We start from the raw sequence: 13,802 nt of genomic DNA, 5'->3' as shown, positions 1-13,802 counted from the left end.
ATGGATCCGGTACCAGAAGGGCCGGACGGTGCAGGACTTCAGAGAGGTTAAGTGCGATGGGAGAGATCTTCGCGGGGCTGCCGTGGTGGGTGAAGTGGATCGCTGTGCCGGTCATTGCCCTGGTCGTGTTCGGCGGGCTGATAGCCACGGTGGTGGGCTTCGTCATCGGCCTGCTCTTCAAGCTGCTGGTCTTCGTAGCCCTGGTCGGCGGACTCGTCTACGTCGTACGGAAGTTCATGTCGAGCTCCTCGTCGCGCAGCGACTGGTGAGCATCCGGGGCGGGCGGGACGACCGGTAACAGGAATCCCCCGTTCCCCCGGGGGAGGGAAGTTTTCCGAACGGGCCGTATACGTGCGGTGGCGGACCGTTAAAGTCCGGAACTCGACGCGGGGACGACCCCGCGAGCGGCGTACACCCCCTCCCGTGTTCCCCGCACGGGCTGCCCCCTCGCGCTCCGGGAGTGACCCTTGGCCACGGTTGACACCGCACCCGCACAGATCGACGCCCGTTCGACGACGGCTCCCGCACAACCGACGGCTCCCGTACAGCCGACAGCTCCGCTACAACCGTCTGTTCCCGTACGGCGGCCGTCAGCCCACGTACAGACATCCGCTCCCGTACGGCCGTCAGCACCCGTCCAGCGTCACGCGGCGCCCTCCTCCGAAGCGCCCGAACAGACCCACTCCGCAACGCTCATCGGGTCTGTCCAGCGTGCGATGCGCCTGCTCGAGACCGTCGCGGAGCACGAGCACGGGGCCCCTGCCAAACAACTCGCCCGTGAGACCGGGCTGGCGCTCCCCACGGCGTACCACCTGCTGCGCACCCTCGTGCACGAGGGCTATCTGCGCCGCGACAAGGGCCTGTTCTTCCTGGGAGAGGCAGCCGAGCGGCTGAGCAGCAGCGGAGCCGAGCAGAAACGTCGCAGCACCGTCGTCGAGGCGCTCGCGCACTGGCGCGACCTGATCGGCGTACCGGTGTACTACGCGCAGTACCGGAACGGCGAGATCGAGGTCCTCTGTGTCTCCGACAGCCCCGGCAATCCGGCGGTCGATGAGTGGGCCGACTTTCGCGAGACCGGGCACGCGCATGCCATCGGACAGTGCCTCCTCGCGCAGCTCGACGACGAGGCTCGACGCGACCACCTCGACCGGTACCCCGTGCAGTCCATCACCCCGTACACCGTGCGAGACGGGCACAGCCTGCTTCGGCGTCTCGAACGGACCGCGCGCATGGAACCGGTGATCGAGCGTCAGGAGTACGCACTGGGGACAGTGTGCGCGGCCATTCCGATCACATTGGGTAACACCGCGGCAACGATGGCCATCTCCCTGCCCGCCCATCAAGCGGGCCGGTTGCTGACCGCGACCCAGCAACTGCAGGACGAAATCGGCCGGCTGATGGGCTCGCTGGCGATCTCTATCAGTATCTGAAAACTCACTCCTTGTGATCTGTCGTGCACGTTCAGCAAGATGCCACCAGTGTCAGAGGGATCATTCCCGGCCAACGAAGGCAGATGACGGGGTAGGCGATGCGCGAGTCCGTACAGGCAGAGGTCATGATGAGCTTTCTCGTTTCGGAGGAGCTCTCCTTCCGCATTCCGGTGGAGCTGCGCTACGAGGCCTGCGATCCCTACGCAGTCCGGCTGACCTTCCATCTCCCGGGCGACGACCCGGTGACCTGGGCTTTCGGCCGTGAGCTGCTGATCGACGGGGTGGGTCGGCCATGTGGGGAGGGCGACGTGCGGGTCTCGCCCGCCGGTTCCGACCTGCTGGGCGACGTCCTGATCAGGCTGCAGGTCGGCGGTGATCAGGCACTGTTCCGCTCGTCGACGGCGCCGGTCATCGCGTTCCTCGACCGAACAGACAAGCTGGTGCCGCTGGGGCAGGAGACCGCGCTGGCCGATTTCGACACCCATCTCGACGAGGCGTTGGACCGGATCCTGGCGGAGGAACAGAGTGCGGGCTGACGCCTTACGGCAGTGAGGTGACAGAACTCTCCATGGTGAGGTGGGAGGGCGCAGGAACGCTTCTGCCGGCGCGGGACCGTGGGCGCGCAGGAACGCCCAGGCGCCGGGCCGCTCCGTGTCCGAGGCAACGAGGCCGGCGCGGAAGCTGACGCGATGTGATCCAGCGGGCGTGCCCGCACCCGTTCCACGGCGAGCGGGTCTCATCGTCGAAGCCGGGAGCCGGGAGCCGGGAGCCCTGGGGTACTTCTGGCGAATCTTGAAGTCGCCCTCGTACTGGAGCGGATGCGCCTGACGGAGCAGTCGGCGCCTCATGAGGCGCCCCGCGTGCAAAACAATCACTCGGTGGCCGCCCGATGGAGAGCGCCATCAGAAGCGTCCCGGACCCATCTCAGCGCCTGCGCCGCCGCCCCTTGCCACCGCGTGCCGCTGCCGGCCGGCTGTCGGCCGTGCCCGCGCTCGCGCTTGTCGCCGGTACTACGGGAGCCCCTGCTCCCGCACCCACCGCCTCCGCCTCCGGCCGGTCCGCCGAGACCACCAGCGCCGCGAGGACCGTGGTGACCGGTACCGAGGCGACGAGGCCGATCGAGCCGACCAGCGTGCGCACGATCTCCTCCGCCACCAGCTCACTGTTGGCGACGGTCCCCACGCTGGACTGTGCGATGGAGAAGAGCAGCAGCAGCGGCAGCGCGGCACCCGCGTAGGCGAGGACGAGCGTGTTGACGACGGAGGCGATGTGGTCGCGCCCGATCCGGATACCGGCGCGGTAGAGCCCGCGCCAGCCCATCGTCGGGTTGGCCTCGTGCAGCTCCCAGACAGCCGAGGTCTGCGTGACCGTCACGTCGTCGAGGACCCCGAGCGAGCCGATGATGACGCCGGCGAGCAGCAGGCCGCTCATGTCGATCGATGGATACAGCCCATGGATGAGCCCGGTGTTGTCGTCCGTGTTGCCCGTGAGTGCGGCCCAACCGATGAACTGCGATCCGAGGATGCCGATCAGAATCAGGGAGATCAGCGTGCCCAGCACGGCCACGGAGGTTCTGGCCGACAGACCGTGGCACATGTAGAGGGCGATCAGCATGATGGCGCTCGCCCCGACCACCGCCACGAGGAGCGGGTTCGAGCCCTGCAGGATCGCGGGCAGGACGAAGAAGTTCAGCAGCAGGAAGCTGACGGCCAGCGCGACCAGCGCCATGACACCACGCAGTCGCCCGACGATCACCACGGCGAGCGCGAAGATGCCGGCGAGCAGCCCCATGGGGAGCCTGCGGTTCACGTCGGCGACCGAGTACTGCAGATCCCTGGGTGCCGAAGGCTCGTACGCGACCACGACCTTCTGGCCCTCGTGCAACTGCCGAGACTGGTCCGGCTGGACGATCTCCGTGAAGGTGCGGCCCTTGTCGTTGCCGGTGTCGACCCGGATCGTCGCCTTCTTGCAGGTGCCGTTCGCCTGCTGCTCGGCGGAGGAGCCCTCGGCCGTGGAGGTGTCCCCGGTCGGAGTCTCCCCCGAGGCGTTCACCGACTTGCAGCTGACGCTCACGACCTTGCTGACCGTGGCCTGCTGGGTCTGCCGGTCGAAGCCGACCCCGGTGCGTTCGTGCGCCGGGGCGCCACCGGGCCACAGCACTGCCAGCCCCACCACCACGGCTACGCCGAACGGGATGAGGATCGCCGCGATGACCTTGCGCAGGTGCTTGGAGACGGGAGCTGCCGGACCGTGGCTGTGACTGTGGCCGCCACCGCTGCCGGACCCGGAACCGCCCCCCTGCGCGTGCCCGTGTCCGTCGCCGGGTCCGTGCCCATGGCCGTCACCACCACCCCGGCCCCCGCCACCCTGACCGCCCAGGTCACTGCCACCGCCCTGGCCTTCGCCACCGGCTCTGGGCCCGTATCCGTAGCCGTGCCCGCCGTGCCCGCCGTGCCCGCCGTGCTCATGCTCGTGCCAGCCGTCGGCCCCGCCGTTTCCGAGGCTCCCGCGGGAGCCATTGCCGGGGCCGGGCCCGGGGCCGTTTCCGGAGCCCGGCCGGCGCGGAGGCTCGGGAGGCGGGTAAGGGGGCTGATGCGTCGTGGTCACCGACCGATCATCGCAAGAACGACAGGGGCCCTCTGTTCACCGCGCCCGAATTGACGCTAGCGTGGAGCCACCTTTGTACACGCGGGAGCTCGGAGCACCGGGCTGAGAGGGCGCTGACCTCCGTCCCAGCGATGTTTCACGTGGAACGTCATCTCAAGCGAGTGACGTTCCCCACGAAACGTCGGCGGACGGAAACCGCTGCGTCGACCGCCGAACCTGTTACCGGGTAATGCCGGCGTAGGGAGTAGGTCTCATGACCATCAAGGACGCGCGCACGCCTGCCTCCGAGCAGAACGACGACCAGCTCGACACGGAGGCCGGGAAGTCCATCGGCTGGCACAAGGCGTACATCGAGGGCTCGCGCCCCGATCTTCGGGTGCCGGTCCGTCAGGTGCACCTCACCAACGGGAAGTCGGTCGCGCTGTACGACACGTCCGGCCCGTACACCGATCCGCTCACCGAGACGGATGTCCGACGGGGCCTCGCGCCACTGCGGGACAACTGGATCATCGCCCGCGGGGACACCGAGGAGTACGCGGGACGTCCCGTGCGCCCCGAGGACGACGGGATCAAGCACACCTCACCGCGGGGTGGCCTCCGCAACCTCGACGCGGTCTTCCCGGGGCGGCCACGCCAGCCGCGCCGTAGCCGTGACGGCAACGAGGTCACGCAGCTCGCCTACGCCCGTCGCGGTGAGATCACGCCGGAGATGGAGTACGTGGCCATCCGGGAAAACGTCTCTCCCGAGGTCGTCCGCGAGGAGATCGCGGCGGGGCGCGCGGTGCTGCCGGCGAACGTCAACCACCCGGAGATCGAGCCGATGATCATCGGCAAGCGGTTCCTGGTGAAGGTCAACGCCAACATCGGCAACTCCGCAGTGACGTCCTCCATCGAGGAGGAGGTGGAGAAGATGACCTGGGCGACCCGTTGGGGCGCCGACACGGTCATGGACCTGTCCACCGGCCGCAACATCCACACCACTCGCGAGTGGGTGCTGCGCAACTCCCCCGTCCCCATCGGCACGGTGCCGCTCTACCAGGCGCTGGAGAAGGTCGACGGCCGCGCCGAGGAGCTGACCTGGGAGATCTACAAGGACACGGTCATCGAACAGGCCGAGCAGGGCGTGGACTACATGACGGTCCACGCGGGCGTGCGCCTGCCGTACGTACCACTGACGGCCAACCGCAAGACCGGCATCGTCTCGCGCGGCGGCTCGATCATGGCGGCCTGGTGCCTCGCGCACCACAAGGAGTCGTTCCTGTACGAGAACTTCGAGGAGCTGTGCCAGATCCTCGCCGCCTACGACGTCACGTACTCGCTGGGCGACGGCCTCAGGCCCGGTTCGATCGCGGACGCCAACGACGAGGCGCAGTTCGCGGAGTTGCGCACGCTCGGGGAACTCAACCGGATCGCGAAGCGTTTCCACGTACAGACCATGATCGAGGGCCCGGGACACGTCCCGATGCACAAGATCAAGGAGAACATCGACCTTCAGCAGGAGATCTGCGATGAGGCTCCGTTCTATACGCTCGGCCCGCTGACCACCGACGTCGCGCCGGCCTACGACCACATCACCTCCGGCATCGGCGCCGCCATGATCGCCTGGTGGGGCACCGCGATGCTCTGCTACGTCACGCCCAAGGAGCACCTGGGCCTGCCCAACCGGGACGACGTCAAGACGGGTGTGATCACCTACAAGATCGCCGCCCATGCGGCCGACCTCGCCAAGGGACACCCCGGTGCCCAGGAGTGGGATGACGCCCTCTCTGACGCCCGCTTCGAGTTCCGCTGGGAGGACCAGTTCAACCTGGCCCTCGACCCCGACACGGCCCGGGAATTCCACGACGAGACCCTGCCCGCCGAACCGGCCAAGACGGCTCACTTCTGCTCCATGTGCGGGCCGAAGTTCTGCTCGATGAAGATCTCCCAGGACATCCGCCGCCGCCACGGCGGCAGTCAGGAGGAGATCGAAGAGGGCATGGCTCAGAAGTCGAAGGAGTTCGCGGCGGCGGGCAACCGGGTGTATCTGCCGATCGCGGACTGAAGCCCGACGCGTGTGGTCCGCGCTTCCCAGTCGCCCAGGGCACGTGTCCGAAGCGCGGACCTCGACGGTGAAGGCACCGAAGAATCAACTCTTTGGGAGATTTTTTACGGCCACTTGCTCGGATGCCAGGAGTAGGCGGATAGACAAGCTGCCCCGGGCCCGCGATGCTGCCTTGGCGATCACGCGCCGGGTCGTGGCTGCATTGTGTGAGGGGTGGGGCTGGTGGAGCGATCGCAGGTCCGGTCTGTACCGGAGTGTGTCCGTTACCGATCGACGCGTCTGCAACGCGTGCTACCTGTTCTGCCCCTCCTTGTCGTCGTCATGGGCACGCACATCTGGGAGTGGCTGGATGGGGTGCCATTGAGAACTGAGGTGGCCGAGACGTTTGGTATGTGGGCCGTCATGCCGTTCGTGCTGCTGATCGCCGGTCGGTACTTCGGCGTCACACTCACGCAGTCGACGGCCGTCGTGCACAACCTCCGCCGCCGGACCATCCAGTGGGCCGACATACAAGCCATCCTCATCGAGCCTTTCCAGGGGACCCGGACTGTCGTGATCTACGAAGCCGACGGCCGCCGAACCCGCCTGCGGGCACCCATTACCGGTTTTCTTTCCTGGGATAGCGGATTCGACGAGAAGTTCCAGACCATTGGCACGTGGTGGCTCGAGCACCGTGGGCCGGGCTGGGCTCCTGTTCCGCCACCGAGGGCATCAGGGAAGGGTCCATCGGCGCCTCGTGATCCTTTCGCTCCTCCCGCGTAGTCGGCGGCTGGTCCACGTGCCCTCCGGGAGGGGAGCGCTGTTGGATGAAGGTGCGTTCGGATTCCGGCCTGAAGCTGCTTTCGATGAAGATGTCCCAGGACATCCGCCGCCGCCACGGCGGCAGTCAGGAGGAGATCGAAGAGGGCATGGCTCAGAAAGCGAAGGAGTCCGCGGCGGCGGGCAACCGGGTTTATCTGCCGGTCGTCGACTGACGTAGGCGATTCGCCGACTGAACTGGGCGAGCCGCCGGCGAGTGGCCCGCGGCCGGGTCTTCGGCTTGCGCTCCCCGTGGTGGGGGCGCAAGCCGAGGGGCTGTGCCGGTTGCTACTCCGGCTGGTGTTCCGGCCCCCCGAAGTCCGGGCTGGTGTAGTCCGGGCTGCTGAAGCTCGGGCGGGCACCGGACGCTCCGTCGTCCGGGCTGCTGAAGCCTGGGCGGTCGTAGCCGAGGGTGGGCATCCGGCTGGTCGGTGCGGGCGGAGCCGTGTGGTGCAGAGCGGTGGTGCCGGGGTCGGCCAGGGCCTCTCTGAGGAAGGGGAGGATGCCGCGTTCCAGCAGGGCTTCGCGCCAGGCGTCCCTGGCCCGTGCCACCTCCTCGCTCAGCTCGCCGTGCCCCGCGTCCGGCGAGGGCCGGTTGCGCAGGGCGGTGAGCAGCAGCCCGACGGCGGCGACCAGGATCGCGGCCGCGGTCATGGCGCCGAACACCCATCCGATGGTGATCATGGTGTGGGCGAACGCCGGTTCAGGGTCGAGCATCTGCAGGATGTAACCCACGAGCAGGAAGATCGCCGCGGCGATTCCGGCGAGGACGGGCGTCAGGACCGCGGCGACGGCGACGGCGCCCGCACCGGCGGTCTCGGCGACCTCTCCCATGGTGGTGGCGAGCCCCATCGCACCCGTGTCCGACTCGGCGGGACCGGGTTCATGCACGGACGACAGGGTGGACGGCGTCGCCGGGCGGCGCTGTTCCTCGCGGACCTTCACGTAGTGCTGGTACTCGGTCGCCGCGGCCGCAGTGACGAGTGCGGTGGCGTTGAGCGCCATGGTGCGCAGCTGTTCGGGATTCAGCCGCTGTCCGACAGCGGCCAGTTCGGGACGGTGTGGGGCGGAGCGCAGCGCCTCATCGAGGATCCGCTCGTACTCCTGGCGGTCCTCGCTGTGCAGGTGCTGCGGAACGCTGTTCATGTGCATCCCCCGATGCTCCGTAGGGCTTGGGGCTCGCATGCCAACGAGCCGTCGGGCAGAAACGGAGGGGAGCCTGCTACGGATAAGCAGATGGTAGAGCGGTCACGGCACAGGGTGACAGGGGGTTTCCAGAAATTGGCCTCTGGCCTGCGCGGTCGACGGTCAGTCCGTCCTGCGGGAACGAATGCCCCGTGAGCGTTCAGATATCCAGGGGCAGTTGCTGGACCAGCAGTTTTCCGGCCATGGTCACCCCACCGTCCATCGCGATGGCCAGTCCGTCGGCGTAGACGTGCGGTCCCTCGACGACCGGCCCGGATTCGTCCTCGTCGTCCTCGGAACCCACTTCGCCGAGCAGATAGGGGATCGGGCTGTGGCCGTGAACGATGCGGGTGCCGCCGTACGTATCGAGCAGCGAGCGCACATGGTCGGCGCCGCCCTCGTCGCGGAAGGAGAAGCGCTTGGTCAACTTGCGGAACAGATCCCACACCTCGTCCGCGTCGTTGCGCGTGAGGGTCTCGCGGACGGTGTCGTTGACCGCCTCGATCGAGTCGCCGTAGTCGAGATAGGCGGTGGTGTCGGAGTGGACGAGCAGATGTCCGTCGACCTCCTCGACGGCGTCCAGTCGTGCCATCCACTGCAGATGGTGGTCCTGGAGGCGGTCCATGTCGGTCTTCTGTCCGCCGTTGAGCAGCCAGGCCGCCTGGAAGGTGGCGGTGCCCGCGCCGGAGTTGACGGGGGTGTCGCCGAACCGCTTGGCGCCGAGGAGCAGCAGTTCGTGGTTGCCCATGAGGGCCTTGCAGTAGCCGCCGGCCGCGGCGGCCTCCGCGGACAGCCGCATCACGAGGTCGATGACGCCGATGCCGTCGGGCCCACGGTCGGTGAAGTCGCCGAGGAACCACAGCCGGGCGGTGCCCGCGCACCAGTTGCCGGCCGCGTCGACGAGGCCCTTCTCCTGGAGCGCGGACGTCAGTTCGTCGAGGTAGCCGTGGACATCGCCGACGACGAACAGCGGACCGGGACCGTCCACCGTTCGTGCCGCGGGGTCGACGGCCGCCTGGAGCTCGTCACCGTGGTGGATGACGGGCAGGTCCTGCTCGGTGGGGGTGTACCCCTCCGGGTAGGCCTCCTCGTCGGCCGGGACGACGTCGCCGGGGTGCGTGCTGTGGCCGTACGGACCGGTCTCGTTGACGTACGCGGGTACCCGGAAGTCGCGCAGCACCGCCGTGCGCTCCACCTCGGGTCCCTGACCGGCCCCCTGAGTCATCAGACCCCTCCACCATCGCGCCGCATCTGCACCGCTTCGGACTGCCTGGTCGCAGCGGCCCGCGGTGTCGTGGGCCCATCATAGGAATGCGGATCGCGCCATGTGATGACCCAGGGGTAGTGAATCGGAGCAAGACTCCTGTTCGCCGCGGCATTCGCCCCGATTGGCCGGGCTTGGGCCCTCGCCCGGCCGCTTCCTGCTACTTCTCCTCGGGTGACCGCGGCGAGCTGACCGTCGTGCGCGGGGCACGCCGCTGCGAGGAGGTGCGCACGATCAGCTCGGTCGGTATCACCTGCTCGACCGGTTGGTCCGATTCGACCCCCTCGATGGCGTCGATGAGGAGCTGGACCACGGCCGTGCCGATGCGGCGCGGCTTGAGAGAGAGCGTCGTGACGGGCGGCTCGGTGCTGGCGTACACAGTGGACTCGCTGCAGCAGACGATCAGCAGGTCGTCGGGAACGCGCAGCCCGTAGCGACGGGCGGCGGCCAGCAGGTCGGTGCCGTTCGGGTCGAACAGGCCGTAGACGGCGTCCGGCCGGTCCGGGCGGGCGAGCAGCCGGTCGGCGGCGACGGCGCCGGCGCACGGATCGTGCGCGGGATAGGCCTCGTACACCGGGTCCTGCCCGACCCGCTCGCACCAGCGCAGATACGCGGTGGTCGACAGATGGGTGTACGTGTCCGTCGTCGTCCCCGTCAGCAGGCCGATGCGGCGGGCGCCGGCGTCGGCCAGATGGTCGAGGATGCCGAGGACGGCGGCCTCGTGGTCGTTGTCGACCCAGGCGGTGACCGGGAGGGCACCGGCCGGGCGGCCGTCGGAGACCACCGGTAAACCCTGCCGGACCAGCTCGCTGACGACCGGGTCATGGTCGGACGGGTCGATGACCACGGTGCCGTCCAGGGCGACGTTCGACCACACGTCGTGGCGAGAGGTCGCGGGCAGGATGACGAGGGCGTAGCCGCGGGCGAGCGCGGCGGAGGTGGCGGCCCGCGCCATCTCGGCGAAGTACGCGAACTCGGTGAAGGTGAAAGGTTCATCCCCGTACGTCGTCACAGTCAGGCCGATGAGTCCTGACTTGCCGGTACGGAGGGTTCTGGCCGCGGCCGAGGGCCGGTAGCCCAGCCGGTCTGCGACCTCCCTGACATGGCGGCGGGTGGCATCCGGGAGCCTGCCCTTGCCGTTCAGGGCGTCGGAGACGGTCGTGATGGAGACTCCGGCGGCGGCGGCCACGTCTCTGATGCCCGCCCGGCCCGGCCGGCTGCCTCGACGGGAGGTTTCCGCGCGGCTCACCTGGTGCTTCCCTGCTGCTGTCATGGCGAGCCGATAGTAGGGCTCATGCGGTGGGGTAGGGCGGACGCATATGCACGCGTTGACAGGCACGTTTCTGCAAGGTCATCTGGCGTCAACTGCCTGTGAAACAGAGCCAGTTAAACGATCCAATGGCATTACGTAACTTGTCGGCACGCATGGGCCTGCCAAGTCCCCGATGTTTCGAAGAGGTCTCAACTCACCTTCACGGGTGACGCGCGCCACGGCGCGAGCCACCGGCGCATAGATATATGTGACCGCGCCCCCTGATTCGTCTGCCTTCGTACGGTGATGCACCTGATGCCTGTGGGGCAGATGAGGTTCGTTCCGACCTGTACGCAGCGGCGCCCAATCCTCATAAGGTGAGCAGTATTGGATGCCGGCTGCCGGAGTCGGATGCCATGAGTCGGTGGTCATGAGGAGGACTGCGGTGAGCGAGACGAGCCCCAAGCTGCGCGCCGAGCTGGAGGGTATCCCCACGTACAAGCCGGGCAAGCCCGCCGCTGCCGACGGTCCGGTGGCCTACAAACTGTCTTCCAACGAGAACCCGTATCCGCCGCTGCCGGGGGTGCTGGAGACCGTGACGGCCGCCGTCTCCTCCTTCAACCGCTACCCCGACATGGCCTGCACAAGTCTGATGAACGAGCTGTCCGAGCGCTTCGGCGTCCCGCTCTCCCATCTGGCCACCGGCACCGGCTCCGTCGGCGTCGCCCAGCAGCTGATCCAGGCGACCTCGGGACCGGGCGACGAGGTGATCTACGCCTGGCGGTCCTTCGAGGCGTACCCGATCATCACGCAGATCAGCGGTGCCACCTCGGTGAAGGTGCCGCTGACGGCCGATGACGTGCACGACCTGGACGCGATGGCCGAAGCGATCACCGAGCGGACGCGGCTGATCTTCGTCTGCAACCCGAACAACCCGACGGGCACGGTCGTGAAGCGGGCCGAGCTGGAACGGTTCCTCGACCGGGTGCCGAGTGACGTGCTCGTAGTGCTCGACGAGGCCTATCGCGAGTTCATCCGTGACCCCGAGGTGCCGGACGGCGTGGAGCTGTACCGCACGAGGCCGAACGTCTGTGTGCTGCGCACCTTCTCCAAGGCGTACGGCCTCGCGGGCCTCAGGGTCGGCTTCGCGATCGCCCACGAGCCGGTGGCCGCGGCGCTGCGCAAGACCGCGGTGCCCTTCGGGGTGAGCCAGGTCGCACAGGAGGCGGCGATCGCCTCGCTGCGGGCCGAGGACGAACTCCTGGGCCGGGTCGGCTCGCTGGTCTGCGAGCGCAACCGCGCGGTGGAGGGACTGCGAGCACAGGGCTGGACGGTGCCCGAGACCCAGGCCAACTTCGTGTGGCTGCGGCTGGGGGAGCGCACGGTCGACTTCGCGGCGGCGTGTGAACAGCACGGCGTGGTCGTACGGCCGTTCCCGGGCGAGGGCGTGCGGGTGACGGTCGGGGAGACCGAGGCGAACGACATCTTCCTGAAGGTGGCGGAGGCGTTCCAAAAGGAGCTCTAGCTCACACCGGCCGCACGTCTGCGCAGGTCAGAGCAGGGCGGCACAGGGGGTTCCGGAGGTAACCGGGACCCCCCTTCGTCTATCGAAAGCAGGTGCGGCATACTGGCTTGTGAATGTGAACGCTTTCACAAGCGGTCGCTTCGCAAGCATTTGTTCCACAAGCCTGTGAGGTAAGGAGCGGCGACGTGGACCTGGCTCTGGCGCCGGAGACCCTGGCGCGCTGGCAGTTCGGCATCACCACCGTCTACCACTTCCTGTTCGTCCCCCTGACGATCTCCCTGGCCGCCCTCACGGCAGGCCTGCAGACGGCCTGGGTGCGCACGGAGAACGAGAAGTACCTCAGGGCCACCAAGTTCTGGGGCAAGCTCTTCCTGATCAACATCGCGATGGGTGTGGTCACCGGCATCGTGCAGGAGTTCCAGTTCGGCATGAACTGGTCCGACTACTCGCGCTTCGTCGGCGATGTCTTCGGCGCCCCCCTCGCCTTCGAGGCCCTGATCGCCTTCTTCTTCGAGTCCACCTTCATCGGCCTGTGGATCTTCGGCTGGGACAAGCTGCCCAAGAAGATCCACCTGGCCTGCATATGGATGGTCTCGATCGGCACGATCCTGTCGGCGTACTTCATCCTCGCGGCCAACTCGTGGATGCAGCACCCCGTCGGCTACCGGATCAACAAGGAAAAGGGCCGGGCCGAACTCACCGACTTCTGGGCCGTGCTGACCCAGAACACCGCGCTCACCCAGGTCTTCCACACGATGTCGGCCGCCTTCCTGACCGGTGGCGCCTTCATGGTCGGGATCGCGGCCTTCCACCTGTTCCGCAAGAAGCACATCGCGGTGATGAAGACTTCGCTGCGTCTCGGCCTGGTCACCGTGGTCATCGCCGGCATGCTCACCGCGATCAGCGGTGACACCCTCGGCAAGGTCATGTTCAAGCAGCAGCCGATGAAGATGGCGGCCGCCGAGGCCCTGTGGGACGGCCAGGACTCCGCACCCTTCTCGATCTTCGCCTACGGCGACGTGGAGAAGGGCCACAACACCGTGGCCATCGAGATCCCTGGCCTGCTGTCCTTCCTCGCCGACGACGACTTCACCTCGTTCGTCCCGGGCATCAACGACGTCAACAAGGCCGAGCAGCAGAAGTACGGGCCCGGCGACTACCGGCCCAACATCCCCGTCACCTTCTGGGCCTTCCGCTGGATGATCGGCTTCGGGATGGCGTCCTTCGCCATCGGCCTCGCCGGACTCTGGCTGACCCGCAAGAAATTCATGCTGCCGCAGCACCTGCGCGTCGGCGAGGACGAGGTTCCGCATCTGGTCCTCTTCAAGAACAAGGCCCTCAGCCCCAAGCTCGGCAGGCTCTACTGGCTCGTGGCGATCTGGACCCTTGGTTTCCCTCTGATCGCCAACTCCTGGGGCTGGATCTTCACCGAGATGGGCCGCCAGCCGTGGGTCGTCTACGGCGTCCTGCAGACCCGGCACGCGGTCTCCCCCGGCGTCTCCCAGGCCGAGGTCCTCATCTCGATGCTCGTCTTCACGGCTCTCTACGCCATCCTCGCCGTCGTCGAGGTCAAGCTGCTCGTGAAGTACGTCAAGGCCGGCCCGCCCGAACTCACCGAGGCCGACCTCAACCCGCCCACGAAGATCGGCGGCGACACCCGTGACGCCGACAAGCCGATGGCCTTCTCGTACTAGGCC

General features: G+C 67.8%; 11 protein-coding genes and 1 pseudogene. 8 read left to right on the top strand and 4 right to left on the bottom strand.

Annotated elements, in window-relative coordinates; all coding sequences use genetic code 11:
• Nucleotides 1-56: 56 nt before the first annotated feature.
• The 3 genes from QF027_RS24340 to QF027_RS24330 all read left to right on the top strand — a co-directional run bounded on the left by QF027_RS24340 (nt 57) and on the right by QF027_RS24330 (nt 1,966).
• Nucleotides 57-269, top strand: coding sequence for a DUF5326 family protein (locus QF027_RS24340; protein ID WP_037711649.1), 213 nt, complete (start codon nt 57-59; stop codon nt 267-269).
• Between the two features lie 426 nt (nt 270-695).
• Complete coding sequence (locus QF027_RS24335; RefSeq protein ID WP_306986618.1) at nt 696-1,430, top strand: IclR family transcriptional regulator; 735 nt, start codon at nt 696-698, stop codon at nt 1,428-1,430.
• 98 nt (nt 1,431-1,528) lie between these two features.
• Entirely contained in the window at nt 1,529-1,966 is a 438-nt protein-coding gene (locus QF027_RS24330; protein ID WP_266562472.1) for an SsgA family sporulation/cell division regulator, read from the top strand.
• Between the two features lie 388 nt (nt 1,967-2,354).
• Here QF027_RS24330 and QF027_RS24325 read toward each other — a convergent pair whose 3' ends face one another.
• Complete coding sequence (locus tag QF027_RS24325; protein ID WP_307077055.1) at nt 2,355-4,037, bottom strand: YibE/F family protein; 1,683 nt, start codon at nt 4,035-4,037, stop codon at nt 2,355-2,357.
• Nucleotides 4,038-4,290: 253 nt separating this feature from the next.
• On the opposite strand from QF027_RS24325, the gene thiC reads away from it, so the two are divergent.
• From thiC to QF027_RS24310, 3 genes and pseudogenes are all read left to right on the top strand, one after another.
• The gene (thiC, locus tag QF027_RS24320; protein ID WP_307077053.1) at nt 4,291-6,081 is read left to right on the top strand and encodes a phosphomethylpyrimidine synthase ThiC; all 1,791 of its coding nucleotides are present in this window, start codon (nt 4,291-4,293) and stop codon (nt 6,079-6,081) included.
• Nucleotides 6,082-6,402: 321 nt separating this feature from the next.
• Complete coding sequence (locus QF027_RS24315; protein WP_306978994.1) at nt 6,403-6,843, top strand: hypothetical protein; 441 nt, start codon at nt 6,403-6,405, stop codon at nt 6,841-6,843.
• 65 nt (nt 6,844-6,908) lie between these two features.
• Nucleotides 6,909-7,055: pseudogene (locus tag QF027_RS24310) on the top strand (thiamine biosynthesis protein ThiC); the annotation flags it as partial.
• Between the two features lie 112 nt (nt 7,056-7,167).
• Here QF027_RS24310 and QF027_RS24305 read toward each other — a convergent pair.
• The 3 genes from QF027_RS24305 to QF027_RS24295 all read right to left on the bottom strand — a co-directional run bounded on the left by QF027_RS24305 (nt 7,168) and on the right by QF027_RS24295 (nt 10,601).
• Nucleotides 7,168-8,031: a hypothetical protein gene (locus QF027_RS24305; protein ID WP_307077050.1), complete on the bottom strand. Its 864-nt coding sequence runs from the start codon at nt 8,029-8,031 to the stop codon at nt 7,168-7,170.
• Nucleotides 8,032-8,224: 193 nt separating this feature from the next.
• Entirely contained in the window at nt 8,225-9,289 is a 1,065-nt protein-coding gene (locus QF027_RS24300) for a metallophosphoesterase (RefSeq protein WP_307077048.1), read from the bottom strand.
• Between the two features lie 199 nt (nt 9,290-9,488).
• Nucleotides 9,489-10,601: a LacI family DNA-binding transcriptional regulator gene (locus QF027_RS24295; RefSeq protein WP_307077045.1), complete on the bottom strand. Its 1,113-nt coding sequence runs from the start codon at nt 10,599-10,601 to the stop codon at nt 9,489-9,491.
• 424 nt (nt 10,602-11,025) lie between these two features.
• On the opposite strand from QF027_RS24295, the gene hisC reads away from it, so the two are divergent.
• Together hisC and QF027_RS24285 are read left to right on the top strand one after the other, a co-directional pair.
• The gene (gene hisC, locus QF027_RS24290) at nt 11,026-12,105 is read left to right on the top strand and encodes a histidinol-phosphate transaminase (RefSeq protein WP_306979005.1); all 1,080 of its coding nucleotides are present in this window, start codon (nt 11,026-11,028) and stop codon (nt 12,103-12,105) included.
• A gap of 185 nt (nt 12,106-12,290) precedes the next feature.
• Nucleotides 12,291-13,799: a cytochrome ubiquinol oxidase subunit I gene (locus tag QF027_RS24285; protein WP_306979007.1), complete on the top strand. Its 1,509-nt coding sequence runs from the start codon at nt 12,291-12,293 to the stop codon at nt 13,797-13,799.
• Nucleotides 13,800-13,802 lie beyond the last annotated feature (3 nt).

Origin of the sequence: Streptomyces canus (assembly GCF_030816965.1) — a bacterium.
In the GTDB taxonomy this organism is placed as follows: Bacteria; Actinomycetota; Actinomycetes; order Streptomycetales; family Streptomycetaceae; genus Streptomyces; species Streptomyces canus_E.
The sequence above is the reverse complement of the archived record's forward strand: the minus strand, read 5'-3'. Positions and strand labels throughout refer to the sequence as shown.

Excerpts from the sequence above, each read along its gene's own strand:
- QF027_RS24295 (WP_307077045.1), bottom strand. The coding sequence starts at position 10,601 with ATGACAGCAGCAGGGAAGCACCAGGTGAGCCGCGCGGAAACCTCCCGT.
- QF027_RS24305 (WP_307077050.1), bottom strand. The coding sequence starts at position 8,031 with ATGCACATGAACAGCGTTCCGCAGCACCTGCACAGCGAGGACCGCCAG.
- QF027_RS24340 (WP_037711649.1), top strand. The coding sequence starts at position 57 with ATGGGAGAGATCTTCGCGGGGCTGCCGTGGTGGGTGAAGTGGATCGCT.
- QF027_RS24300 (WP_307077048.1), bottom strand. The coding sequence starts at position 9,289 with ATGACTCAGGGGGCCGGTCAGGGACCCGAGGTGGAGCGCACGGCGGTG.
- thiC (WP_307077053.1), top strand. The coding sequence starts at position 4,291 with ATGACCATCAAGGACGCGCGCACGCCTGCCTCCGAGCAGAACGACGAC.
- QF027_RS24330 (WP_266562472.1), top strand. The coding sequence starts at position 1,529 with ATGCGCGAGTCCGTACAGGCAGAGGTCATGATGAGCTTTCTCGTTTCG.
- QF027_RS24315 (WP_306978994.1), top strand. The coding sequence starts at position 6,403 with ATGGGCACGCACATCTGGGAGTGGCTGGATGGGGTGCCATTGAGAACT.